This window comes from Hymenobacter sublimis, from assembly GCF_023101345.1.
In the GTDB taxonomy this organism is placed as follows: Bacteria; Bacteroidota; Bacteroidia; order Cytophagales; family Hymenobacteraceae; genus Hymenobacter; species Hymenobacter sublimis.
Genome location: NZ_CP095848.1, coordinates 592,449 through 618,501, shown reverse-complemented (window position 1 = coordinate 618,501; position 26,053 = coordinate 592,449). Strand labels below are relative to the sequence as shown.

The window sequence follows — 26,053 nt, the reverse complement described above, 5'->3', positions numbered from 1 at the left end:
AACTACAAGGCCGCGCCCGCAACCAAAGCCGTGCCACGTTAGTACACAAGGCAGGAATAGTTGTTTCCCCAATCTTGCCCCACCATGAATCTACAAGATCAACTAAGTCTTCAGCGAGAATTTGAAGCCGCCGTATCCCGCGTTGACAATATGCCTGGCGACCAAGCGGCCGCTCACATGACTGACCTCTACGGCCTCTATAAACAAGCTACCGAAGGTGACCACGACACGTTGGACCCACACAATGTAGGCGACGATACGCCGGACGACCCCAGCGGTAAGCCCGGTATGTCACAGGCCCAGTGGGATGCCTGGAGCAAGTTTAAAGGTGTTAGCCAGGACGATGCCCGTCGGCAGTACATTCAGAAAGTTCAGGAAGTAGCCGGCCCCGTCGGCGAAAAGGCAACCATCATTACAGGCAATGGCCAGCCCGCAACTGGTTCCCAGGTAGGCGGCGCAGATGCTGCTTCCGGACCTGAGGTGCAAGCCAACGACAATACAACGCTTGCGCAACAGCCTACTACCCAGCCGGGCGTTTCGCAGGGAGGCCTACGCGGTGATATTACGGCCGGCGCACCCTACGGCGGTGAGGATAAACTGAAAGGCGACCAAAGCTAAATCCCGGATTTAACCAAATTAATCAGATTCAACAGCAAAGGCCACTACCCTCAGGTAGTGGCCTTTGCTGTTGGTAATTAGCATGAGTGAAACCGAGCTAAGGCGGTTGGCTATTCTGAATGTTGCTTGGCTTGATCCGTGACTAAAATATTTTGCCTGGATTCATAATGCCATGCGGATCGAAAACTTGCTTAATGCCCCGCATCAGATTAAGTTGGGTTTCGCCGATGGCAATACCAATGAATTGTTTCTGCACCAATCCGATGCCGTGCTCCCCACTGATGGTGCCACCTAGCTTCACGCACAGCTCAAAAATCTCCCGGATTGGCTGGCGCAGACCCACATTCCATTGCTCATCGGTCAGTTCGCCCCGGATGATATTCACGTGCAGATTACCGTCGCCGGCATGACCGTAGCATACGCTTTTGAATCCGTAGCGGGCCCCAATTTCCTTGACACCTTTAAGTAGGGTGGGCAGCTCGGCCCGGGGCACAACGGTATCCTCCTCTTTGTACACCGAGTTATAGCGGACTGAATTACCAATGTTGCGCCGAATCTTCCACAATTCATCTTTCTGGGTAGCGTTGTCGGCTAGCAGAATCTCGCCCACGTCGTAGCGTTCTAGTACGGCATACACTTGTTCGGCTTCCTTATACAGCTGCTCCAGGTCCTGCCCGTCCAATTCAATGAGTAGGTGAGCCAAGATGTCCTCGGGCAAAGTGAGTGGAATTTTCAGGTAATCCGACGACCAGGCAATTGCTTCCCGTTCCATGAACTCCATGCCGGAAGGAATAATACCCGCCCGAAACACCGCCGATACCGCTTCGGCAGCCTGCGCCTCCTGCCGGAAAGGCACCAGCATCAAAATGGTGTGCTGGGGGTAAGGCAAAAGCCGGAACACTACTTTGGTGATAATCCCGAGTGTGCCTTCCGAACCAATCATCAGCTGGGTGAGGTTGTAGCCGGTGGAGTTTTTCAGGGTGTTAGCTGCCGTCCAGATGATGTCGCCCGTGGGCAGCACTACCTGCAAGTTCAGCACGTAGTCGCGCGTGGTACCGTATTTCACGGCTTTGGGGCCGCCGCTGCTGTGCGCCAGATTACCTCCCAGAAAGCAGCTGCCTTTACTAGCCGGATCCGGAGGGTAGAACAACCCAACCTCTTTTACGGCATTTTGAAACACTTCATTAATCACGCCCGGCTCCACGGTAGCCTGCAAATTGCGCTCATCAATTTCAAGAATGCGGTTCAGCCGCTCCGTACTCAGTACCACTCCGTTATGAATGGGCAATGCCCCGCCGCTTAGTCCGGTACCGGCTCCGCGCGGGGTAACAGGAATGTGGTTTTCGTGGCACAGGCGCATAATAGCGCTGATCTGCTCGGCGTTAGCGGGGCGCACTACTACATCGGGAGCAAAGTGCAAGTCTTCCGTATGGTCGCGGCCATAGTCGGCATATACTTCCGCCTCCGCCCGCTGAGCCGTTAGCAGGTGCTGAACGCCTACTACTGCTTCAAGCTCAGCTAGCAAGGCCGGAGTCAATACTTGGTATTCCATATATACAAGGGTGAAATGACCACTTCGCTTATCTTTGCCCCGATGCGGGAACACGTTACGAAGGTACGGCATTCGGCGCAGTGGCAGCGGCCACTTCTAGTAGCCTTATGGTTGATCTTAGGAAGTTGGCTGGTGGCTTGTAGCAGCAGCAAGGTGAATTACCGAAACGGGCGTTACTACTCGGCCCGCGACATGGCGCGCATGAAAGCTGCGGACCGCCGCCGGGGCGCTAGCCCTGCGCTGGTCAAATCTAAGGTCAAGACATCAACACCCGCCGGAAAAAGTAAGGTAGTGGCCCGTCGGCCTACCCCGGCTCGCCCCCTGCCGGCCAACGTACCCCGCCAGATGGCTATGGTCATTGAAACGGCTCGTTCCTTCCAAGGCACTCCGTACAAGTTTGGTGGCACCACAAGGCTAGGCATGGACTGTTCCGGACTGCTGCACGAGTCTTTTGCGGCTATTAACGTGGCTATTCCCCGCTCCAGCAACGAGCAAGCCGTGTGGGGTGAGCCCATCAGGCCGCAAGATTTGCGCGCCGGCGATTTGGTATTTTTCGGAGCTTCACCTGGCAGCCCGGTAATTACCCACGTGGGGTTAGTTACTGAAGCCTCAGCGGAAAGCGTCCAGTTCATCCACTCCTCCAGCTCTTTAGGTGTTGTGGAGAATGCCTTAGAAACTGATTACTACTTAAGCAGATTCATTAAGGCAGTACGACCAATATTGTGAATTTCCCCCTTACCTTTGCGGCGGAAAGTGGCGGCAGGTCGGTTGGCTTTAATAACACTGACGTAACACAACCCGGTTATTGAGACCGTAATTTTGTACCTCGTTTTTCTCAGCACACCCCTTTTTTTCACCAATCCCCCTTTATGAGACGCAATCTTTACGCCTCTGTAGCCTTAGTGCCGCTGGCAGTTTTGTCAGCACACATGAGCTGGGCGCAGGGCACCACCACGTCGGCAATGAACGGTGTCATCACCGACAAGTTGGGTGAGGGCTTGCCCGGGGCTACGGTCATTGCCGTGCACACGCCCACCAACACGCAGTACGTGGCGCCTACTAACTCGGAAGGTCGCTTCAACCTGCAGAATATGCGTGTAGGGGGGCCCTACACCATTCGGGTGTCTTTCGTAGGCTATAAAGAGGCCGTGCGTGAAAACATCTTTTTGACCTTAGGTCAGAACCAGCGCCTCGATATCAACTTGAGTGAATCAGAGCAAACGCTGGGTGAAGTAGTAGTAACTGGTCGTCAGGATCCGGTTATCAACGCCGGCCGCACCGGCGCAGCTACTACGGTGCAGCGTGAGCAGATCGAACGCCTTCCTACTCTGAACCGTTCGTTTAATGACTTCACGCGTCTCACTCCCTCGGCCAACGGTCAGAGTTTTGGCGGTCGTAGTGGTGCATTCAACAACATTACTATCGACGGGGCGATTTTCAACAACTCGTTTGGTCTTTCATCTACAGTAGGTGGCCAAGCTGGGGCGCAGCCCATCTCGCTAGATGCTATTGACCAAATTCAGGTAAGTATTGCGCCTTTCGACGTTCGCCAGGGTTCCTTTACAGGAGCTGGCATTAACGCCGTAACCCGCTCGGGCACTAACAAAGTACAGGCGTCTATCTATGGTTTTTACCGTGACCAGAACTTGGTAGGTAACAAGGTAGGTGATGTAGAATCGGATTATCCTAAGTTTGATCTTAAGAACTATGGCTTCCGAGTTGGTGGTCCCATTATCAAGGACAAACTATTCTTCTTCCTAAATGCGGAGAAAGAAACTCGCAATGACCCACCCAGTGGCAACTTCATTGCGCGTCGTCCTGGTCAAACACCTGAGCCTGGTGGCAACTCGCAGACTTCCCGTGTTTTTGCGTCCGACCTGAATACGCTTAGCACTTTCCTGCAGGAGAAATATGGCTTTAATCCTGGTAGCTACGAGGGCTACAAGCAGCGCTCGAACAGCGAAAAAGCAACGGCGCGCTTAGACTGGAACATTTCCAATAACCACCGCCTGAACATCAAATACAACTACCTCCGTTCGTTGTCAGATGTTCCACCTAGCACTTCTAATGCTATTGGCGGGGTTCGGGCACAAACCCAATTTGGTCTTCCTTTCTTCTCGTCGTACTATACTATCAACAACAACCTCGACTCCTATATTGCTGAGTTGAACAGCACGTTTGGAAGCCGATTCTCCAACAATTTCACTGCTGGTTACTCTCGTTTCCGTGACTTCCGTGAGAGTTCCGGTGGCATTTTCCCGCTGGTTGATATTGGTAATGGCGACAACTTGAGCACGGGTAACAACTTAGCGGCCATTACTGCTAGCAACACGCTTACGTCGTTTGGTTACGAGCCGTTCTCGGCTTTCAACATTCTGAACTCCGATGTGTACCAGTTCGGTGACAACTTCACCGCATATCTAGGTAAACACAACGTGACGGTGGGTACCTATAATGAACTGTACGAGTTCAGCAACGGTTTTGCGCCAAACTACTACGGTAACTACCAGTTCAACTCTCTCGCCGACTTCTATGCTTCGGCTCGCACGGCGGAGGCTCCAAATGGGTACGCCATAGTGAATGGTGTTCCTACCCCGCGTGCTACCGGTGCAGGTGCACCTCCTTTGCAAGGCCCTCAGCGCTACCAGTTGCAGTATTCGACTAGTCCTGATGGTTCCTTCCCATTCGCGGTGACAAAGGCAGCCCAATTCGGCCTGTATGCGCAAGATGAATGGTCACCACTCAATAACCTCAAAATAACCGTCGGCATCCGCGGTGACCTGCCGGTTATCTACTCCGATATTGCTCGCAACGAAAACGCAGCCAATCTAGTCTTCCGTGATGGTGTACGGTTAGAGACGGATAAGCTTCCTAACCGCACTGTGCTACTTTCTCCTCGAATCGGCTTCAACTGGGACCCGAACGATGATAAGAAAACACAGGTCCGTGGTGGTACGGGCATCTTCACTGGCCGTATTCCTTTCGTGTGGTTGTCTAACCAAGCAGGCAACAATGGTGTGCAGTTCGGTTCTTTCGACCGCCGGGGCGCAGTAGCTACCACTACGGGCACCACAACAAACCCGAACAACTCTGTTTTCCCCTTCGATCCGAATGTAGATGCTTACCGTCCGGTTGGTGGAGCTGCTAACACCCAGTATAACTTGGCTGTTACTGACCGAGACTTTAAATTCCCGCAGGTTTGGCGTTCTAACATCGCCATTGACCAGGAATTGCCCGGTGGCATCATCGGTACGATTGAGGCCCTTTACACCAAAGACCTCAACGCCGTGTACCAGCAGAACGTAAACCTGCCTGGTACTGAAGCTGCACCTTTCGCCCGATCCAACGGTGCTGACACACGTCCAATCTTCTATACCTTTAGCGGCACTCCGTCAAACGGCGTAGTTGTATCCACGGCTAATAACCGCATCTACGGCTCTGTACCGGCAGCGCAAGGTGGCAACACGGCAGCTCGTCCGAATATCACCGATGCTATTCTGATGAAGAATACCAACAAGGGTTATTCGTACTTCGTGACTGGCCAGTTGCAGAAATCATTCGCCGGTGGCTTCTACGCCAGCGCCGCGTACACTTACTCGGACGCTCGTTCGGTGAATGATGGTGGCTCAATTGCTCAGTCTATCTGGCGCGACCGTCAGGTATCGGGTGACCCCAACGCCAATGTACTAGGCTATTCAAACTTCCTGCAGCAGCATCGAGTAGTAGCTTCGGCTTCGTACCGTCGGGAGTACCTGAACCACTTGGGTACGACTATCTCGTTGTTCTACGAGGCTGCTCCAGCTGGGCGTTTCAGCTATGTGTACTCGGGTGACATGAATGGTGATGGCCAAAACGCCAACGACCTGATGTACATTCCTCGCAACCAGAGCGAAATCAACTTACGTCCAATTACTACCAACGGGGTAACATACAGTGCAGCGCAGCAGTGGGCTGACCTGGATGCTTATATCAGCCAAGACAAGTACTTGAGCAAAAACCGTGGTCAATATGCTGAGCGTAACGGGGCATCTCGTCCGTGGCAGAATCGTTTGGATGTGCGACTGTTGCAAGACATCTTCACCAACATTGGTCAGAACCGCAATGCGTTGCAGATCAGCATTGATATTTTCAATGTTGGTAACCTAATCAACTCTGACTGGGGCACTTTCCAGACGGCTAACCGGGTAAACCCGCTGACTTGGGCTGGGTACAATGCGCAGGGTCAGCCGGTATTTGAGTATCGTTATCTGACGAATCCCGCTACTACTACCACTGGAGGCGTTACTACCGTGGTAACGCCCGGAACCCCGCTGTCGAGAACTTTCCGCGACGACACTGGTGGTATTGGTTCACGCTGGCAGGCTCAGGTAGGGCTGCGCTACCTGTTCAACTAATTTTCAGCCACTTATCCACCTAAAAGTGGGCTGCCGATATCGGCAGCCCACTTTTTTTTACCCGTTTACTTGTAGAATCGAAAACCTACCGTACTTTTGCCAAACCAAATACAAAAGGTTGTTTGGTATTAACTGTGTCTTGGGGGATTAGCTCAGCTGGCTAGAGCGCTTGCATGGCATGCAAGAGGTCATCGGTTCGACTCCGATATTCTCCACTGCTACTCATAATTGATGAGTGGTTTTTACCTGTCGGGGGATTAGCTCAGCTGGCTAGAGCGCTTGCATGGCATGCAAGAGGTCATCGGTTCGACTCCGATATTCTCCACTCCCATTTATAAAAGCCTGACCTGCCGGTCAGGCTTTTTTGTTTTAAGCTTTATCTACTTTTTGATAGTGAAAAAGTAGAAGGCCGCTTCCATTAGCGGGAAGCGGCCTTCGTGTTATCAGGAGGCTAGCTATTGTTTATACAAATAACCCTTCTACCGAGAGATACCGCTCGCCGGTATCGTAGCAGAAGGTAAGTACGCGCCCCCCTTGGGGTACTTCAGCGAGCTTCTTGGCAACAGCGGCCAGGGAGGCGCCGGAAGAAACACCAATGAACAGGCCCTCCTCCCGCGCTGCGCGTCGGGCGTACTCAAAGGCTTCCTGCTGGCTTACTTGAATGGTGCCGTCCAATATTTCGGTGTGTAGGTTATCGGGGATGAAACCTGCTCCAATGCCTTGGATGGGGTGAGGGCCGGGCGCGCCGCCGCTGATAACGGGCGAGAGTTCCGGCTCCACGGCAAAGGTTTTCATCTGGGGAAAGTGAGGCTTCAGAACTTCCGTTACGGCCGTGATGTGGCCACCGGTGCCTACCCCCGTAATGTGAAAGTCAAAGCCCTCGGGGGCATCACGTAGGATTTCTTGGGCAGTAGTATCAGCATGCACTTTGATGTTGGCGGGGTTGCTGAACTGCATGGGCATCCAGGCGCCGGGCGTATCACGCACCAGTTCGTGGGCTTTTTCAATGGCGCCCTTCATGCCTTTTTCCCGAGGGGTAAGCTCTAGGTTAGCGCCGTAGGCAGCCATCAGGCGCCGGCGCTCAATGCTCATGCTTTCGGGCATCACCAACGTCAGCTGGTAGCCTTTTACGGCCGCTACCATGGCCAGGCCCACGCCCGTGTTGCCCGAGGTAGGCTCCACAATCATACTATCGGGCGACAGGATACCGTCTCGCTCGGCCTGCTCAATCATGCTCAGGGCAATCCGGTCCTTGATGCTGCCGCCGGGGTTGGCGCGTTCCAGTTTGACCCAGACCTCCACGTCGGGGCGGTGGGCGAACAATTTGTTCAGGCGCAGCAGCGGCGTGTTGCCGATGGTATCCAGAATGGAAGTGGCTTTCATGGTAGTTAAGAGAAGTAAGGAGGAAAGAAGAAGCTCGCTACTACAGTCTAACATAGCGACTGCTAAGTGGCCAACTGATGAAGGTTCGTTAAATCGAAAAGGTGATGTCTTCGGTGGGGTCTTGGGAGCGGGTGACGTGGATGTGCGCCTGGTGGTAAACGCGCGAGTGCGAGGGTACACTCTCAGTTAGCCACACGTTGCCGCCAATGATGCTATGGCTGCCTACCGTGGTGCTGCCGCCCAAAATAGTGGCTCCGGCGTAAATCACGACGTTATCTTCGATGGTAGGATGGCGCTTGATGCCCTGCAAATGTTTGGCTACGCTTAAGGCTCCCAATGTCACGCCCTGAAAAATTTTGACGTGGGCCCCAATTACGCAGGTTTCGCCAATGACCAGGCCCGTGCCGTGGTCGATGCAGAAGGAAGGCCCGATGCGGGCGCCGGGATGGATATCAATGCCCGTGCGCTGGTGGGCGTATTCGCTTAGGATGCGGGGTACGCGGGCAATGCCACGCTGGTGCAGCCCGTGGGCGAAGCGGTGCATGGCAATGGCGTAAAAGCCCGGATAGGTTGCTACTACCTCAGCCAAACCCTGGGCGGCCGGATCGGCGGCCAGAATAGCGGCGGCATCCTGGAGCAGCATAGCACGCAGAGCCGGCAGGGAGTTCATCAGGTTGCCGGCCAGCTCGGCTGCGGGTTCGGGGGTAGGCACGGCCCGGAGCAAAGCCGTCAGATCGTTCTGGAGTTGGTCGAGGGTAGCAGCTACAGCGTCGGGGTTGCGCAAGGGACGGGCCGAGCGCTCCGGGAACAGTACCTGCAACAGGTGTTCGGCTAACTGGCAAAAGCCCTCGGCAGGCAGGGGCACCGCTGTGTGGGCGTGGGCCTGGGTCAGGGCCTGAATAAACTGGTGGTTGGCAGAAAGCATGGGCAACGTGGGCCTGCGAGCAGGCGGCAAAGCGGCGGGCAGCACCGAGCCGCGACATTTTTCAACCGCCGACGGGACGGAAGGTTTAGGATTCGGGCAAGGTAGTAACCCGACCTCAATTGGCCGCGTTAGCAAAGCAGTTACCCCTCTTTCACTTTACCTTTCCTTTCTCATGGCTGATACCACCATCACTAAAGTTGATTCCCGCTTCTCCCCTACCGGCGCCGATGGCGAAAAATACCTGGCTTCTGGCGTACACGTGGCCATGCGCCTCTGGGAAGACGAGCAGCCCAGCGAGGCCAAAGAGCCCAGCGCCCGCCCTTACGAAACCGTTGGCTATGTGCTGAAAGGCCGGGCCGAGCTGCACATTGAGGGCCAAATGGTGGTGCTGGAACCCGGCAACTCCTGGGTAGTGCCCAAGGGCGCCTCGCACACCTACAAAATACTGGAAGCCTTTTCTGCGGTGGAAGCCACTACCCCGCCCGCTCAAGCCCACGGCCGCGACGAGGAGTAATTCCTACTAGCAGCTATACCAACGGCCCCCACTGCATGGCGCAGAGGGGGCCGTTTTTATTACGACTGGCCTACCGTGACTCATTTAATCAGCTCTACTCGGTCAATTCGGTCCCCAATGTCGAGGCGGCTGACAACATCCATGCCTTGTACTACCTGCGCGAAAATGGTGTAGCGCCCGTCTAGGTGGGGCGTGGGGGCGTGAGTGATAAACCACTGGCAACTCTCGGTGTCCTTGCCGGCCGAGGCCAACCCCACGGCCCCTTCCCCATAGCGCACATCAGCAAACTCGGAGCGTAGGTTGTAATCGGAGCTACCCCAGCCGTCGCCGCGGGGGCAGCCGCCCTGGGCCACAAAGTTGGGCACGACGCGGTGAAAGTTTTTGCCATTATAAAAGCCCCGTCGGGTAAGCTCCACGAAGCTAGCCACCGAGCCGGGGGCCTGCTCCACCAGCAAGCGTAGCACCACGTCGCCCTTGCTGGTGCGCACTGCCACCCGCTGCCCGGCCGGAATAGTGCTGACGAGGGCCCAATCAATGGGGTGCGTAGCGGCTTTGGCTACAGGGGCAGTAGTGGCGGGCTGGTTCTGCAGAAAGTCGATGGTTTGCTGCAAGGACTGCCAGGCCTCCAAATCTCGGGGTAAGGTCAGTTGGTCGCGGGCTTGAATCAAAAAATCAGGGCTAGGCAGCAGCTTGCGCAGGTTCAGCTTTGGGTCGCGGATGGCCTCGGCGGCCGTGCCCATTACGGCTACATCTCGGCTGAGCACTCCCCGGCGCAGGGCCAGGGCCAGATCGGGGTAGCGGCCGGCCGGGAAGGTAGGCTGCCGGCTCATAGCTACCAGGGCTTCCATGCCGTAGGTACCCACCACCAGGGGTTGCCCTGGGGTGAAGGTGGCCCGCTGCACGAAGTCGAATGCCGCCGGGTCTTCGCCCAGAGCTTTCAGCAAATAGCCTTTCTCGTAGGGGTCCGGGGTGGCAGCGTAGCGTTCCTGCACTGCCCCCCGGATGGCAGCCTGCTCCGGGCTGGACTGGTGCAGGGCAGCCGCTAGCAAGGTAGCCCGCACCCGCCACTGCTCCAGCCGGTTGGCTTTTCCCAAAAACATGGAGCCCGGCTCATTCGTGGCGTGGGTCAGAAAGAATTCGGCGGCCGACAAAGCTACCTGGGCGTTAGAATCCGTCAGGGCCTGCCAGGCGGCTTCTTTTACCGGGGCGTACATCTGCGCATTCATGGCCCGCAGTGCACTCACCCGCACCCGGTAATCTGGGTCGCGCCGGGCCAGGGTGGCCAGCAGAACTGGCACGGTGGGCGCGGTAGCGGCTTTGCTGAGGGCAGCCGTAACGGCGCTGCGCACCGCATAGTGGGCATCTTGCTGGGCCACCGTGCCAAGGGTAGCGGCATAAGAAGTTAGGTTGATGCCGCGGGTGCGGGCCAGGGCATTGGCCGCGGCCAGCCGGGAGCTTACCGGGTTGCCGCGCCCTACCAGCTGCACCAGCCGGCTAACGGCCGCCTCCGAAGTCAGGCCCCGTAAGCCGGCCCGGTACAGGCCCCAGGCTTGCCCACTGAGGGTGGCCGTGTCGGTGGCCAGCGCGGGGGGTAGGCGAGTGAGCGTCAGCAGCCCCGCCCGGGAGGTGCAGCGCCCCAGGGCCTCCAGCACGTAGCGGCGTACTACCCCGTCGGGCTCGGTGCTGATGCGTTGGGCAAGGCCGGCTTCCGCCGTGGAATCAGCGGTTTGCCCCAGGGCGTAGGCGGCTGCCCGTCGCACGGTAGCATCCGCATCTTCGCGCAGCCGGGTGAGCAGTGGGGAGGTAGCCTCCTTGCTCTGGACTGAGGCCAGGGCTTCGGCGGCGGCGCGGCGGTAGGTGGCCTCGGGGCGGTTGAGGTAGGGTAGCAGCGCGGCCGCGCGGCGCTCATCCTGGGCCGTGGCAATGCGACGCAGCACGCTGTCGGCGGCAAACTGGTTGAGGGCAACCGGACTGGTAGAGGAAAGAGTATGGGGCGCGCAGGCAGTAAACAAGTAGCCGCTGGCCGCTGCTGCGGCAGCGGCTCGGCACAGGGCGAAGTAGGTCATGGTCGGCCTAAGTTAGAAATTGCAATGACAAGCAACTACACCGCGGCCCTCGGCATCTGCATAGTACTGGCCTCCCTACCCATGCCTGCTATGGCCCCGCTATTTCCGCATCAGCATGTAGGGAAACCTATTTATAGTAGCATCTTTACGGCAACACTACCTTATCCATGCCCGGCTCTAAACCATTCCTACTGGCCTGTATTCTGCTGCTGAGCGCGGGAAACAGCTGGGCCCAGAGCCGGCCACCGGAGCCTTTACCCGCCAGCTCCACGCAGAAGGAGCTTACTGTACGCGTAACGCTGCCAACCGTTGTAGGCGTCATTGGGGAGTACGCGGGCATTCTTTCTTCTCGGGAGAAAGGCAAGCTCAAAACACTTGCTACCCCTAGCAAGGCCCGCACCAGCAATCCGGTATTGATTCTGACCATTCCGCTGCCCAAAATCTGGGCCGACCGCAAGCCGAAGTAAACCGACCAGGCAGCTTGCTTTTCTTTGTCTGACTTCTACCTTTCACCCCTCTTCCGGCCCTCTCCGAACTGCTTTTGCCCATGGATCTTAATGCGGACGTGTTGTTGAGCGTGGTGGTGGCGTTGTTTATCGCGCGCGGGTTGCGCCGGTTTCTGGATTTACCTACCCGGCTGCCTCGCATCAACCGCCTGCTCAACTGGATCTGGGCCCCGGGCCTGGCCCTGTTCGTGGTGGCGCGGGCGGTGCACTGGAAGTCCGACCAGCTGGATGAGCTGTATATGCTCTTTGTGCTGGGGGTCGTAACAGTTATCCTGAGCAATTTGCGCCACTACCGGCCCGCCCGTACGCTGCTGCTGGCCGTGGCTCCTTTCGTGCTGTATTCGGTTCTGGAGTTGCTGCTCCCGGCCCTGAGCAGCAGCATTCTGGAGGAGTACGACGACACGTTTGAAAACTCCAAGGGCTTTGCCTTTATCTGGTTGTTTACGTTCCTGCTCATTGCCCGCAGCCAGAAAAAGCAGTTGGAAAAGGAGCGGTTGGAGCGGGAAGAAGAGGAAAAAGCCCGGCAGCTGATTGCGGCCCACAACCAGGAGCTGGAACGGCTAGTTGCCGAGCGCACCGCTACCCTCACCCAACAAGCCGAAGAACTGCGCGAGGCCCTGACGGAGCTAAAAACCACTCAGGCCCAACTTATTCAAGCCGAGAAAATGGCTTCCTTAGGCGAGCTGACCGCCGGCATTGCCCACGAAATTCAGAACCCGCTCAACTTCGTCACTAACTTTTCTGATGTTAGCGCAGAGCTGATAACGGAGCTGGAAGAAGAACAGCAGCGCCCTACCCGCGACCCGGAGCTGGAAGCCGAACTGCTCGTTGACCTGAAGCAAAACCTACTGAAAATCACCCACCACGGGCAGCGCGCCGCTAGCATCGTGCGGGGCATGCTGGAGCACAGCCGGGCCAGCACCGGCGAGCGGCAAGCCACCAACCTGAACGGGCTGGCCGACGAGTACCTGCGCCTAGCTTACCACGGCCTGCGGGCCAAGGACAAGAGCTTTAACGCTACCCTCGTCACGAACTTTGACCCCAACCTTGGAACCGTAGAAGCTGTGTCGCAGGACGTGGGGCGGGTATTGCTCAACCTGTTTACCAATGCGTTTTATGCCGTGCAGAAACGCAAGGAGCTTAACCAGCCCGGCTACTCCCCCATCGTGACGGTGAGCACGCGCCACTTGCCCAACGGCGACGTAGAAGTACAGGTGCGCGACAACGGCATGGGTATTCCGCGGGCCGTAGTAGACAAAATATTCCAGCCATTTTTCACTACCAAACCCACGGGTGAGGGCACGGGCCTGGGCCTTTCCCTGAGCTACGACATCATCACGAAAGGCCACGGCGGCACGCTCACGGTAGAAACCACCGAGGGTAGCGGCACTACGTTTATTATCACGCTGCCGGCCTAGGCCCGCGCGGCGGCTTCCCTCCTTCCCGATTCTGCTAGCTTTGTTTCCGATGAAAATACTGGTTGTAGACGACGAGACCGACGTGCGGACGCTATTTGAGCAGCGCTTCCGGCGGGAAATCCGTAGCGGGGTGCTGTCCTTTTCCTTTGCCTACTCCGGCGAGGAAGCCCTGACCTACCTGCACGAGCACGCCTCAGAAGTAGTGCTGATTCTGTCCGACATCAACATGCCCGGCATGAGTGGCCTGGAGCTGCTCAAGCACATCAAGCAAGAGTACACCGCGCCCCCACCTCCCGCCTCGCCCCTGGTCATGATGATTACGGCTTACGGCGACACGGAAAGTCGGGAGCAGGCCCTGGCCCTGGGCGCCAGCGACTTCCTGACCAAGCCCGTAGATTTTGCGGCCCTCAAGGACAAACTTCTCGTACTGGCTAGCCATGAAAACTAAGATTCTGGTTGTGGATGATGAAGCCGATTTGGAGCTTCTCATCAAGCAGAAATTTCGGCGTAAGATCCGGGAGAATGTGTACGAATTCGTGTTTGCCAGCAATGGGGAGGAAGCCCTGACCAGCGTGCGCAACCACCCCGATCTGGACATCATCCTCTCCGACATCAACATGCCCGTGATGGACGGGCTTACGCTGCTTACCAAGCTGCAGGAAACCAACCCGGTGCTGAAAACGGTCATGGTATCGGCTTACGGCGACATGCAAAACATCCGCACGGCCATGAACCGGGGCGCTTTCGACTTTGTCACGAAGCCCGTGGATTTTCAGGACCTGGAAGTAACCATGGAGAAAACGGCCCACCACGTGCAGCAGCTGCGCCAAACCCTACGGGCCATCCAGGAAAACAACATTCTGAAGATGTACGTGGACGAGACGGTGCTCAACTTCGTCGGCCGCCCCGATTTTGAGAACACGCTCATGGCCAGCGAAACGGTGGAAGCCACGGTAGTTTTCATCGACATCTGCGGCTTCACCTCGCTTTCGGAAGTACTGCCGGCTTCGGCCGTAGTAACCATGCTCAATACCTACTTCGACCAGATGGTGAAGGAAATTATTGCCCAAGGCGGCTACGTAGACAAGTTTATGGGCGACGCCGTCATGGCCGTTTTCCGGGGCGAATACCACCTCGACCGCGCCGTGGACGCCGCTCTGGCCGTGCGCGCCGTGGTGCAGGCCAACCAGCATACCCTGCCCAACGGCCAGGCTTACCAACCCGAGGTCAGCATTGGCATCAACACCGGCGAAATGGTATCGGGCAACATCGGCTCAGCCTCGCTTAAGCGCCTGGATTACACCGTTATCGGGGATAATGTCAACGTCAGCCAGCGGCTGCAGTCCGTGGCCCAGCCCGGGCAGGTAATTGTTACGGAGGCTACCTACCAGCACCTGCGCGAGTCGTTCCAGTGCCGGCCCATCAAGGAAGTAACCCTGAAGAACAAGGCCCAGCCCGTCATGATTTACGAGGTGGTAGCCTAGCCCTTTCCGGTTCTTGCGCCGACGTTGTCCTGCCAGCAGGTTTTCCAATGCTAGCAGGACGACGTCGGTGTAGTATTACCTAAATATTTATATTCGAAGGCGGCAGGCAATTGATGCCGAAACGGGCTCATCCTTTACTTACTTATTTCCTTCGCTTATAGAATATTGCGCATGAAACGCTTCTTAATCGTACTGCTTGGTTTGCTGCTAGGTGGCTCGGGGCTGCGGGCCCAGCAGGCTACTACCCCCCAAGAGTTCCAGGCGTACTCGGCCGGGATGCACGCCAAAATCAAGCCCCTGACGGCCGCCAAACAGTATCAGCAGGCGCTGGTTTTGTACGGGCAGTGGCACCAGGCCTATGATGCTCTACCCCAACCTACCAAGCAGGAGTTCCGCGGACTGAAGGCCAACCTGTACTATAACGAAGCCTGCTATAATTCCCTGGCCAAAGACCGGGCCACCGCGGTAGCCAAGTTTCAGGGCGCCGTGGCAGCTGGCTATCAGAACTACGCCCACGCTAGTTCCGATACTGACCTTGATTTTATCCGGGCGGACGAAAGGTTTCAGCGGGCTTTGCTGGCCGTGCGGGAGAAGGGCGACTACCGCTACATTCTGCAACAAACGCAGGGCTACGCTACCCAGGGCGGCCCCGCGCTACCGGCTTTCCGCTACCAAAGCGCCGGAGAAGCGCACTTGGCTCAGCTGCGCAAAACGTATAAGCTAGACTCGATTGCGGGCGCCGGCACAGACGTATCGCAGATGATTAACCTGATGCACTGGGTGCACGAGCTGGTGCCCCACGACGGCAACCACGAAAACCCGCGCCTGCGCAACGCCCAGGATTTCATTACGGTCTGCCAGCGGGAAAAGCGCGGGCTCAACTGCCGGGGTCTGGCCACGGTACTGAACGAGGCCTACCTGGCCATGGGCTTCAAGGCCCGCTTTATCGGCTGCCTGCCCAAAGACACGGCCGATGTGGATAGCCACGTCATCAACTCGGTGTACTCCGTGAGCCAGCAGAAGTGGCTGTACATGGACCCTACCCACGACGCCTACGTGATGAACGAGCAAGGCAATCTGCTCAGCATTGAGGAAGTGCGTGAGCGGCTGCTCAACGGCAAGCCCCTGCTGCTAAACCCCACCGCCAACTGGAACCACAAGCAAACCACGACCAAGGAGGAATACCTGTACAGCTACATGGCCAAAAATCTCTACCAGCTAGAGACGCCCGTGAGCAGCGAGTACAACGCCGAAACCCGCGCCGACGGCAAGCGCATCGAGTACATCCGGCTGGTGCCGCTCAGCGCCAAACCACAGCCGCTCAGGGCTATGCAAGTCAATAAGACCACCCTTACCACCTACGCCACCAGCAATGCGGCTGCGTTCTGGCAGAAGCCCTAAGCACTGCTCTCCTCAGGCCTGCACCTTTTCGTTTTGCAGGCGCAGGCGCTGGCAGAGCACGCGCAGAATGTTACGTAGCACTTCGCCACGCTCCTCCATCACGTCGTAAAAGTCTTCCTGATCTAGGCGGAAGGCTACCACCGGAGTTTGCGCTACAGCGGAGGCCGAGCGAGGCTCCGCATCTAACAGAGCCAGCTCACCGAAAAATTCGCCCTTGCGGAAGGTAGCCAGCTGCTGGGAGCCAGTAAAGATGCCTACCTCGCCCTCGTGCACAATAAAAAGCGAAGTACCCAGGTCGCCCTTGGCGAAAATCTGGTGGCCCGCCGCAAACTCCACCTCCTTCATGATGGGCACAATGCTGCTGAGCACGTTGGCCGGGGTGGCCGCAAATAAGGCGGTGCGCTGCAGCACGGCTACCCGCTCAGTGGCCGGTATATGCGCGGTGGTAGTAGCGGAATGGCTCATAAGCGAAGAGGCAAGGTCAGGGTGATGGGCCAATAAGTGCGTATGCGCTGCGGGTTGCTGCTGGGCCAGCCTGGCCAGCACGCCCAGCGCCGTTTCCCGGATTAGCAGGTTAGGGGTGTGCAGGTGAGGTAGCAGCAGCGTTGTCGTGGCGGCAGTGGGCTGCCAGTGTTGCAAAGCCAAACTGATGGTCCAGTCGGTGAAGGCGGCTTCTCCCCGCTGGATAATGGTGATGGGCAAGGGCTGCGGAGCGGCGGGCGGGCCCAGCAAGGCATCAAAAGCGCGGGCTTTTTCCGCGACGGTGGCTACCTCCAACAGGATTTGCAGGCCCTGGTACACGGGCCGCGGAATCAGGTTGTCGAGTACCTCCAGGGCGTTGGCCTGCCGCTCCCGGGTAGCGTGAGCTACGCCGCGCTGGGCATCAGCAATGAGGTGGGGCGGGTACAACTGCTGGAGCAACCCGAACATTCGCTGCTGCACGCGGGCTACCTCGTAATCCAGGCTGGCCCGCACGGCTTTGTCGTGGGTGGCGGCCAGGCCGTGGAGCAGCTGTTGGGCGAGGCGCAATTCCTCCTGTACGAGGGCCTGAAAAATGGGCGCATCGGCGGGGGCTGGCGCAAAGCCCCGCAGAACCCGCAATGCCGCCTCGCGCCGGAACAGGTGGGGCTGCCGGGCCAGTGTTACCAGCCCCCGCCGGCTGGCCGGCAGCCGCAAGTGCCCGCACAACTGCGCTACCCGCCGGATAGTCGTTTCATCGGTGCTGGTTTGCAAGGTTGCCAGCAGCTCCGGCAGGGCCTGCTCCCCCAAAGTAAGCAGAGTGTCGGTGGCTGCCGCGCGGGTTGCTTTATCGGCCAGGGCCGCAATGTGCAGCTGAATATCCGCGGAAGTTACTACCGCTTGGGTTCCATTCAGGGGCGCTTTCTCCTTGATGTCCAATCCATCTTCCGCCGCGCCAAACCGGCGACTAACGGCATGTTGCAGTTCAGCCAGGTAGTGGCCGTAAGTGCGGTGCAGAAAAAACAGAGCCACCAGCACCAGCAGGCCCATCCAGCCGAAGGTAAGGCCGCGCTGGTTGGACAGCAGAAACAGCAGCACCCCAGCTAACCCCATGCCCAGCGGCTCATACAAGCCCTTGGCCAGGGTATGGGCTTCGAGGCGCTCCGCTGCGGGCAGAGGCTGAAACAGCACCAGAAACACCGGATCGAAGACGGCGCGGCGCAGCACTTCCAGCGTGATAAACAGGCCGCAGAAATACAACACCAACGTATCGGGTGCGGCGGAAGGCAGCAGGCCAAACAGACCCAAGCCAGCCAGTAGCACTGCCGGCAGGGCCAGTAACACCCCGCGCACCCCTACCCTATTCAGTACCTGACCGGTTAGCAGCAGCTTTACCACCAGGGCCAGCAGATAGGCCACAGCCAGCACGCCGCCCACGTAGCGCATTACCAGGGCTTGGTCGTGGAAGCGGTGCTTTACATTCACAAAAAACGAGTACTCAATGCCCGTAGTAACGGCCGCCAGCGCCAGCATGCTCAGGCACATCGTCAGGACCAAGCGGCTGCTCCCGAACCAGCGCTGCAGGCGCGGGGCCACGGCTTCGGTGCGCAGGGCGCGGGCCGCCGAGCGAGCTTCTACTAAATGGGAGCGGTTGGTTTGCTGTAACACCAGCAGAGCGCCCATGTAAGCTCCAAAAGCAGTCAGTAGCAGCCACAACAGCTCCGTATGATGATGAATCAGGATGGCTAGCACGGCCCCGAGGGCCTTGGCGGGCATGTCGCCGGAGCTGATGACACTGAACAGGCGCCGGCCCTGGCGCACATCGAACACCACCGCCGACACCCCCCAGAATTCCAGGTTAGTCAGCAGGTAAATCACGCGGTAGCCCGCCATAATCACTACGGCGGCCAACACGGAGTGGCCCACCGCCACCAGCACACCCAGCACGGCTGTGAGGGCTACCACGGCCAGCAGCACCCGCACCGCTACCCGTTGCAGCCCCAGGTGGTGCTCAAAATGGGCGTACAGTTTGCCGGCTGCAATCATGAGCACGGCAGCCGCGCCGTAGGCCAGGGGCAAGTTGCGCTCCGGGTGGTTTTCCAGCAGAATGACGTTGGCCGAAACGTACACCAGAATGGTACCGATGCCCAGCAGGAAGTTGTGCAGAAAGAACAACCCCACCGTGCGGCCTTCCTCAGGACGAATGCCCAATAACTGCTGCCAGCGTGCAAGTAGTGTCATTCCAAATTCGAGGGTAAGAACTAGAAGCCGCAAGATAGAACCCTGGCGCGGCACAACATGGGTTTTTCGGGTGGTGAGTTTATATCGGAACAGCCGAAATCAGCCCAGTTGTCATTCCGAGTGCCGGGAGGAATCGGGGTTAATGGTTAAGAAGCTGAACCGGATTCTTCCTGCGCGCGAAATAACAGCGCAAAAGCACTGGCTTACGGCTCCACCAGCACCTTGGCCAGCACGTGTTCCAGGGCCTCGAACAGCTCCTCATTACCCTGTTGCGCGTAGGTACTCAGCGCGGCCTCAAAGCGGTTGATATCATACAAAAACGCCTTCAGGTTGTCGGGGGTAATGGCGTCGAAGTGGCGGCCATAACCGAGCTTTTGCACTTGGGCGGCGTTCAGAAACTGCTCAAACTGCGCCGGAATGGGCACAGCGCAGATGGGCTTGTGCAGGTACACGGCCTCGCTGATCAGGGAAAAGCCCCCGTTGGTTACTACGGCGCGGGCACTGGCCAAATCTTCTAGGAAGCCCTGCTCGCTGAAAGCCCGGAGCTGCACGTTGCCGTGGTTTTCCTCTTTGTTGAAGCCGTATACCCGAAACTCCTGGTCGGGCAGCTGCTGCAATTGGGCAATGAGGTCTTTTTGGGTGGTAGCCGATTGATACACCAGCACATGAGCGCCGCGCGTGGGCTGGAGCGCCAGCACCTCGGGCCGCAGAATGGGCGCTACCAGCGTGGTGCGCTCCTTACTCAGGGGCAGGCGGAAGAAGGTGGAAACTAGGTAGTGGCGGCTGCCCGGCAGCTTGGCCCGCACAATCTGCCGGGCCAGGGCCAGGTTTTGCCGCTCCTGGGGCGGCACCGGCACATCTAGCTGGGCTCGACTGATAATCTGCATGTTATCAATGCTGATAACGGGTAGGCCCTTCCACTTGGCAAACAGAAAGCTGAACGACTCGAAATCGGAAATAACCACCTCGGGCTCGAAGTCGCAGAGTAGCTCCCGGTACTTGCGAAAGTTCACCCGCAGGTTCTCAGGGGCTGAGCGCAGGGTAAGCGTCGCCGTGCGCGACTTAGACACCGTCAGGTCTTTATAGGCCAGGTGGAAACCCCGGATTTCGTGAACCCGGCCGGGAAAGTTGGCCGCTAGCATGTGGTAGGCCCGCGAGCTGCTCACCACGCACACGTTGTGGCCCTGGCTGAGCAGGTGACCGATTACTACTTTGCTGCGGGTGGCATGGCCCAGCCCTTCGCCGGGCACTCCGTACAGAATATTCATTGCGTAACTCCTAATATGATGCAGCGAAAGTACTGCAACCGGGGTAGAGGTAGGGAAGCGGCGCCGATGAGTTGTGCACAAAAAAGCCCGACCAGTAGGCCAGGCTTTTTTGTGCGCCATAAGGCCGTTAGCGGCGGCCCGAGGGCACACGGAACTGCAGGCCCAGGCTCGGAATGAAGGTAAAGCCGCTGAGCTTGGTGGTTTTGTTGTTCAGCAGCTGGAACTCGCCGTAGTTCTGGTAGTACACCGAAAGGGCCGGAATGACGTAGGCGTAGCGGTAGCCCAACTTGGCATTAAAGAAGGCCCCGAAGGAGCTGAAGTTGCGCCGGGCCGTGGGCAGCTCCGGCACTTTGCCCGTCACGTAGCTGCTGCCGGGGCCGTTGTAAAGGTTGCCCGGCGTGAGTCCGTAGCGTAGAAACGTATGCGCGTACACCAGCCCGTAGGAAATAGCCCCAATTTCCTCTTCCACGCCCAAGGATTTGCTAAATACCAGTGGCACCAGCACATCGTGGCGGGTAGCCTTGAAGCCGAGGAGCGTGTTCACATCATCCAGAAACGGGATGTTGGGCAGCTTGGCCCGCTGCGTGGCGTACTGCAGGCCAATGCTGCCGTAGGTGGCGCCCGCCTCCCGGCTGCCGGGATTTTCAGGCGTGCCCGTGGGGCCCATAAACTGATACATGGCGTCGAAAACGTGGGAGCCGAAGGCATATTTGTAGCCCACATCGATGCGCTCGACAACCCCGTAGCGCAGGTAGAGGTCGGAGGATGGCCGCACTGGGTCGAGGGCGTAGGCAATGGCGGCCACCTGCAGCTTTTCTACCGTCTGGTTGTAGTTTACGGTGTCGTTAGCCGCTTTATTGGCCAGGTTCTCGGCGGCCGATTTTAGGGTTGATCCTACCTTGCCAATGGTTTGGGTAGGAGCGTTAAAAGAAACGTTGCCGCCCACCCGGAACTCGCCCCGGGGCGTTACCTTACCCGTACTCACGATGGCGCGCGGGGCAGTGCAGGAGGCGGAAAACAGCAGGCTGGCCCCGGCGGCCAGGCTCAGGGCGGAGCGGAAGGAGGAGAAAAAATACATAGGGCAGAAAGGCTAGACGCGACGAATGCTGGCTCAGGGCCAAAACCAAGCCGAAAGTAGACAAAAGAGCCCGAGGTAGAACGCAAGCATGAGGAACACTGACTCGCTACGGGTTTCTGCCGCTCTTCTTCGCTCCCTGCGCTTTGGCCACAGCCAGGGTGTAGAGCCGGCGGCGCGGGCCGAAACTGAGCTCGCGCCGCTCGAAACACCAGCTTCAACTACCTGCGCGAATACTGCCCACCCTGTTACCGTAATGTTACACCACCGGCCAAAAAACCGTAACTTTCCTGTCCGTTTCTAGCTTTCGGTGCCTCTATGCTCCACTTTTATCTCAACAACCAGCTCATCCAAACCACCCAGCCTGCTGGTAGTACCCTGCTGGATTTTGTGCGCTACAACCAGCACCTGACGGGTACTAAAATTGGGTGCCGCGAAGGCGACTGTGGGGCCTGCACGGTGCTGGTAGGAGAGCTGACGCCGGGCGCCGATATAATCAGCTACCAGTCGATGACCTCCTGCCTGACTCCGCTCGGCAATGCTCATGGCAAGCACGTGGTAACGGTGGAGGGCATTAACGCGGCGCGCGGCGCGCTTACGCCCGTGCAGCAGGCTATTGTGGCGGAAGGCGGCTCCCAGTGCGGTTTTTGCACCGTGGGTTTCGTCATGTCCCTGACTGGCCACGCCCTTAGCCCCAAGCCCAGCACTCCAGAATCGGTGCGGGCGGCCATGGACGGTAACATCTGCCGCTGCACCGGCTACAAAAGCTTAGAACGGGCCGCTCAGCACTTGCAGGAGCAGCTAACCCAGCGCCCGGCGGCTACCTCCCTACCCTGGCTAGCGGCCCAAGGCTTCGTGCCCTCCTACTTCGCCGACATGCCCGGCAAACTTGCCACTCTGCGCGACTTAGCCGCGCACGGCAACGGCGCAACGCCTACCCCAGCGCCAACCGGGCCCGCTGGCCAAGCCGAAACCCGGCCCCAACTGCTAGGCGGCGGCACCGATTTGCTGGTGCAGCGCCCGGAGCAGGTGCGCGCCGTGCCGGTGGAGTTGCTGTACAACCAGCCAGCCCTGCGCGGCATCCGGCGCACGGAGGCAGGCACCATAGTGCTGGGAGCCGCCACCACGGCCCAGCAGCTCCTGGAGTCGGAGGTGATGCTGGCGGCGCTGCCGGCCCTGCCCCGCTTTCTGAAGCTGGTCAGCAGCACTCCTATTCGGCAGATGGGTACCGTGGCGGGCAACTTCATTAACGCCTCTCCCATCGGCGACCTGACTATTCTGTTTCTGGCTTTGGGCGCTGAAATCGAACTGGAAAATGCCACGGGTCAGCGCCGAGGCTTGCCGCTGGCGGAGTTGTACCAGGGCTACAAGCAGCTGGCCAAAGCCCCCGACGAGCAGGTGCGGGAAATCCGGTTTGTGGCCCCTACCCCCACCGATGTATTCAACTTCGAGAAAGTATCGAAGCGCACTCACCTGGATATTGCCAGCGTAAATACCGCCGCCTGGCTGCGGATTCAAGACGGCGTTATCCGGGAGGCGCGGCTGTCGGCCGGCGGCGTGGGGCCCATTCCGCTGCTGTTGCGCCGCACCAGCGAGTGGCTGGCGGGCCAACCTCTATCGGCCGAGACGGTGCAACAAGCCCTGGCGCTGGCCCAACAGGAAATCAGCCCCATCAGCGACGTGCGCGGCACCGAGCACTACAAGCGCCTGCTGCTCCGGCAGTTGCTCACCGCCCACTTTGGTGAGATAGTGAATGAGTGACTGAGTGAGGTAGATCAATCATTCTGAGGCGGTAGCCCAAGGATCTTACCGCGCGTGAACATGTCGTTGTACCGATTATCGTGCTGCCGTAGCAAGGTCCTTCGCAGGCTCGGGATGACAGCTGGTTGATCTACTTTACTCAGTCACTTATTCACTGCCTTACTCATTCACTATTTCACCGTCCATGAACCACCTCGATCCGGCCCGCCACGTGCGCGGCGAGTCTCAGTACCTCGATGATATTCCGGTGCAGCACGGCACCCTGTACGCGGCGGTGGTAGAGTCGCCGGTGGCACATGGGCAGCTGCTGAGCGTTGATGTAGCGGCCGCGCTGCAGCAGCCCGGCGTGGTGCGCATCATCACGGCCCAGGACATTCCGGGCGAAAACCAGATTGGTGGTATCGTGCCCGATGAGCCCCTGCTGGCCGAGGGGCACGTGCACTTCCGGGGCCAGCCGGTGGCCCTGGTGCTGGCCGAATCAGAACACGCCGCCCAGGCCGCCCTGCCCCACATCCGGCTAGACATTGCGCCCCTGCCCGTGACCGTTGACCCGCGCACCGCCGCCGCCCAGGGCGAGCTGATTGTGCCGCCCCGTACCTTTCGCCTCGGTGACTCCGGGTCCGCCTGGGCCGGGTGCGCGCACGTGTTTGAGGGCGTGGCCGAATCGGGTGGGCAGGAGCACTTGTACATTGAAACCCAGGGCGCTTACGCCTTCCCGACGGAAATGGGCGGGGTGCGCATCGTGTCCTCTACCCAGGGTCCCACGGCCGTGCAGCGCCACACCGCGCGCGTGCTGGGGGTAGGCATGCACCAAGTGGAGGTCGACGTTACCCGTCTCGGGGGCGGCTTCGGCGGCAAGGAAGACCAGGCCACGCCCTGGGGCGCTCTGGCTGGCCTGGGCGCTTTCGTGGTCCGCCGCCCCGTGAAGCTGGTGCTGGACCGCATGGCCGACATGCGCATGACCGGCAAGCGCCACCCCTACTCCTCCGACTTTAAAATCGGGCTGGATGCCGACCTGAAGATTGTGGCCTATGAGGCGACTTTCTTCCAGAATGCCGGCGCCGCCGCCGACCTTTCCCCGGCCGTGCTGGAGCGCACCCTGTTCCACGCCACCAATACCTACTTCATCCCGAACGTGACGGCTACGGCCTACAGCTGCCGCACCAACCTGCCGCCCAACACGGCCTTTCGGGGCTTCGGTGGGCCGCAGGGCATGTTCGTTATTGAGTCGGCCATTGCCTGCGCCGCCGAGCAGCTGGGCCTGGCCGCCAGCGAGATACAGCGCCGCAATTTGCTGCGCGAGGGCGACCTGTTTCCGTACCGCCAGCCCACCGAAGGCTGCCACGCCGAGCAGGCCTGGGACACGGCTGCTACGCTCTACAACTTGCCTACCCTGCGCCGCGAGGTGGAAGAGTTCAACCGGGCGCATAAGCTGGTGAAGAAGGGCCTGGCTGTGATGCCCATTTGCTTTGGCATTTCCTTTACCAAAACGGCCATGAATCAGGCCCGGGCGTTGGTGCACATTTACACCGATGGCTCCGTGGGCGTGAGCACCGGGGCGGTAGAAATGGGCCAGGGCGTGAACACCAAAATTGCGCAGGTAGCGGCCCGCACGCTGGGCATCTCCGAGAGCCGCATCAAGGTAGAAAGCACTAATACTACCCGAGTCGCCAACACGTCGCCCTCGGCCGCCTCCGCTACCGCCGACCTCAACGGCAAAGCTACTGAGCTGGCCTGCCTAGCTCTGCGCGAGCGGCTGCTCCGCCTAGCGGCCACCGAGCTGAAACTGGATTACGAAGGCCTACACATCGAGAACGAGCAGGTGCTGGCCGCTGGCCGGCCCGCCGACTCAACCTGGGAGAAACTGGTTTCGGCGGCGTATTGGCAGCGCATCAGCCTGTCGGAAAACGCGCACTACGCTACCCCTGACCTGCACTTCAATGCCGACACGAACCAGGGCTACCCCTTCGCCTACCACGTATACGGCACGGCCCTGACCACCGTGCGGGTTGACTGTTTGCGCGGCACCTATGAGGTAGAGGCCGTGCGCATTGCCCACGATTTCGGCCAGAGCCTCAACCCAGCCATCGACCGGGGGCAGATTGAGGGCGGCGCCGTGCAAGGCATTGGCTGGATGACTCTGGAGGAGCTCGTGTATAACGAGGAAGGCCGTCTGCTAAGCAACTCTTTGAACTCCTACAAAATCCCGGACCTGTATTCGGCGCCTAAAGTGCTGGATGTGCATTTTCTGGATACGCCCGGCCACCCGCGGGCCGTGCTGCGCTCCAAAGCCGTGGGCGAACCGCCGCTCATGTACGGCATCGGTGCGTATTTCGCCCTGCGCGACGCCGTGCGAGCCTTCCGCCCCGACGCTCCTTTGCCTTTTTCGGCCCCCATGACGCCCGAAAAAGTTCTTCTTAATCTGTACCCCGACGCCCCTAGTACCCCCGCCGCTTGGACCTCACTCGCTCAACCCAACTACGCAACCACCTCCGTGGATTCCTGATTTACGCCGCCGGCGACACGGCCGCGGCGCTTTTACTACACGAGTTTTCCTGGGGCCGCCTGCTGGGCATGGCCCTGGTTGGGGGCCTGCTCTATTCCTGGGAAGTGCCCGCCTATTTCCGCTGGCTCGACCAGCGCATTCCCGCCAGCGCCTCCGCCAGCCTAAGCGCCAAATGGATGCGGGCGGCCTTGTCGTTGGCCTACTTTAATCCGCTCTGGATTGCCCGCCACTACGTGTTTCTCCGGTTTTTTTCGGGCCAGCCGGAGCAGATTACCTGGGACCTGGTGCCGCTGGCTACCCGCTCGTTTGTGCTGAATATTCCGGTTTCGCTGGTGGTAAATTACTACATCCAGAACCGAGTATCGGCGGAGTGGCGCTTTGTAGTTAGCGCAGTATTTTCCGGGGTAATGGCCGTGTACTACGCCCTCAGCGCCGCCTGGCTCTAGAGCGGCCGCTGCTTGGTTGCTCCTATTTTCTGTACT

19 protein-coding genes and 2 tRNA genes are annotated in these 26,053 nt (G+C 58.8%); 14 read left to right on the top strand and 7 right to left on the bottom strand.

Annotated features, from left to right (window positions below; genetic code table 11):
• The first annotated feature begins 84 nt into the window (after positions 1–84).
• A complete protein-coding gene (locus MWH26_RS02660) occupies positions 85–618 on the top strand; it encodes an acyl-CoA-binding protein (protein ID WP_244695097.1) in 534 nt (177 codons plus the stop codon).
• 142 nt (positions 619–760) lie between these two features.
• Here the strand turns inward: MWH26_RS02660 and MWH26_RS02655 are convergent, their stop codons facing one another.
• Positions 761–2,170 (bottom strand): FAD-binding oxidoreductase, encoded by a 1,410-nt coding sequence (locus tag MWH26_RS02655; RefSeq protein WP_247975935.1) that lies wholly within the window; start codon positions 2,168–2,170, stop codon positions 761–763.
• Between the two features lie 153 nt (positions 2,171–2,323).
• Between MWH26_RS02655 and MWH26_RS02650 the strand changes: the two genes are divergently transcribed.
• From MWH26_RS02650 to MWH26_RS02635, 4 genes are all read left to right on the top strand, one after another.
• Positions 2,324–2,896: a C40 family peptidase gene (locus tag MWH26_RS02650; protein ID WP_244695095.1), complete on the top strand. Its 573-nt coding sequence runs from the start codon at positions 2,324–2,326 to the stop codon at positions 2,894–2,896.
• A gap of 143 nt (positions 2,897–3,039) precedes the next feature.
• On the top strand, positions 3,040–6,564 hold the full coding sequence (locus MWH26_RS02645) for a TonB-dependent receptor (protein ID WP_244695094.1): 3,525 nt from the start codon (positions 3,040–3,042) through the stop codon (positions 6,562–6,564).
• A 141-nt stretch (positions 6,565–6,705) separates the two neighbouring features.
• Positions 6,706–6,779 (top strand) — tRNA-Ala (locus MWH26_RS02640).
• 36 nt (positions 6,780–6,815) lie between these two features.
• Positions 6,816–6,889 (top strand) — tRNA-Ala (locus tag MWH26_RS02635).
• Positions 6,890–7,026: 137 nt separating this feature from the next.
• On the opposite strand, the gene cysK is transcribed toward MWH26_RS02635, so the two are convergent.
• A complete protein-coding gene (cysK, locus tag MWH26_RS02630; protein ID WP_247975934.1) occupies positions 7,027–7,947 on the bottom strand; it encodes a cysteine synthase A in 921 nt (306 codons plus the stop codon).
• A gap of 88 nt (positions 7,948–8,035) precedes the next feature.
• Complete coding sequence (locus MWH26_RS02625; protein ID WP_247975933.1) at positions 8,036–8,872, bottom strand: serine O-acetyltransferase; 837 nt, start codon at positions 8,870–8,872, stop codon at positions 8,036–8,038.
• A gap of 172 nt (positions 8,873–9,044) precedes the next feature.
• Between MWH26_RS02625 and MWH26_RS02620 the strand changes: the two genes are divergently transcribed.
• Positions 9,045–9,386 (top strand): cupin domain-containing protein, encoded by a 342-nt coding sequence (locus tag MWH26_RS02620; RefSeq protein ID WP_188558863.1) that lies wholly within the window; start codon positions 9,045–9,047, stop codon positions 9,384–9,386.
• Between the two features lie 80 nt (positions 9,387–9,466).
• Here the strand turns inward: MWH26_RS02620 and MWH26_RS02615 are convergent, their stop codons facing one another.
• Entirely contained in the window at positions 9,467–11,452 is a 1,986-nt protein-coding gene (locus MWH26_RS02615; RefSeq protein ID WP_247975932.1) for a peptidylprolyl isomerase, read from the bottom strand.
• 167 nt (positions 11,453–11,619) lie between these two features.
• On the opposite strand from MWH26_RS02615, the gene MWH26_RS02610 reads away from it, so the two are divergent.
• The 5 genes from MWH26_RS02610 to MWH26_RS02590 all read left to right on the top strand — a co-directional run bounded on the left by MWH26_RS02610 (position 11,620) and on the right by MWH26_RS02590 (position 16,261).
• The gene (locus tag MWH26_RS02610; RefSeq protein ID WP_247975931.1) at positions 11,620–11,919 is read left to right on the top strand and encodes a hypothetical protein; all 300 of its coding nucleotides are present in this window, start codon (positions 11,620–11,622) and stop codon (positions 11,917–11,919) included.
• Positions 11,920–11,999: 80 nt separating this feature from the next.
• Entirely contained in the window at positions 12,000–13,376 is a 1,377-nt protein-coding gene (locus MWH26_RS02605) for an ATP-binding protein (RefSeq protein WP_247975930.1), read from the top strand.
• Between the two features lie 49 nt (positions 13,377–13,425).
• Complete coding sequence (locus MWH26_RS02600) at positions 13,426–13,824, top strand: response regulator (RefSeq protein WP_247975929.1); 399 nt, start codon at positions 13,426–13,428, stop codon at positions 13,822–13,824.
• Positions 13,814–14,860: an adenylate/guanylate cyclase domain-containing protein gene (locus tag MWH26_RS02595; protein ID WP_247975928.1), complete on the top strand. Its 1,047-nt coding sequence runs from the start codon at positions 13,814–13,816 to the stop codon at positions 14,858–14,860. The genes MWH26_RS02600 and MWH26_RS02595 overlap by 11 nt, the downstream gene beginning before the upstream one ends.
• 171 nt (positions 14,861–15,031) lie before the next feature.
• Complete coding sequence (locus MWH26_RS02590) at positions 15,032–16,261, top strand: TPR end-of-group domain-containing protein (protein ID WP_247975927.1); 1,230 nt, start codon at positions 15,032–15,034, stop codon at positions 16,259–16,261.
• Between the two features lie 12 nt (positions 16,262–16,273).
• On the opposite strand, the gene MWH26_RS02585 is transcribed toward MWH26_RS02590, so the two are convergent.
• The 3 genes from MWH26_RS02585 to MWH26_RS02575 all read right to left on the bottom strand — a co-directional run bounded on the left by MWH26_RS02585 (position 16,274) and on the right by MWH26_RS02575 (position 21,307).
• Entirely contained in the window at positions 16,274–18,961 is a 2,688-nt protein-coding gene (locus MWH26_RS02585; protein WP_247975926.1) for a cyclic nucleotide-binding domain-containing protein, read from the bottom strand.
• Positions 18,962–19,164: 203 nt separating this feature from the next.
• The gene (locus MWH26_RS02580) at positions 19,165–20,229 is read right to left on the bottom strand and encodes an MJ1255/VC2487 family glycosyltransferase (protein WP_247975925.1); all 1,065 of its coding nucleotides are present in this window, start codon (positions 20,227–20,229) and stop codon (positions 19,165–19,167) included.
• Between the two features lie 127 nt (positions 20,230–20,356).
• Positions 20,357–21,307, bottom strand: a complete 951-nt coding sequence (locus MWH26_RS02575; RefSeq protein ID WP_247975924.1) for a hypothetical protein — start codon at positions 21,305–21,307, stop codon at positions 20,357–20,359.
• 315 nt (positions 21,308–21,622) lie between these two features.
• Between MWH26_RS02575 and MWH26_RS02570 the strand changes: the two genes are divergently transcribed.
• From MWH26_RS02570 to MWH26_RS02560, 3 genes are all read left to right on the top strand, one after another.
• On the top strand, positions 21,623–23,065 hold the full coding sequence (locus MWH26_RS02570) for an FAD binding domain-containing protein (RefSeq protein WP_247975923.1): 1,443 nt from the start codon (positions 21,623–21,625) through the stop codon (positions 23,063–23,065).
• A 184-nt stretch (positions 23,066–23,249) separates the two neighbouring features.
• The gene (locus MWH26_RS02565) at positions 23,250–25,571 is read left to right on the top strand and encodes a xanthine dehydrogenase molybdopterin binding subunit (protein WP_247975922.1); all 2,322 of its coding nucleotides are present in this window, start codon (positions 23,250–23,252) and stop codon (positions 25,569–25,571) included.
• Entirely contained in the window at positions 25,520–26,017 is a 498-nt protein-coding gene (locus MWH26_RS02560) for a hypothetical protein (RefSeq protein WP_244695081.1), read from the top strand. Before MWH26_RS02565 ends, MWH26_RS02560 begins: the two co-directional genes overlap by 52 nt.
• Positions 26,018–26,053 lie beyond the last annotated feature (36 nt).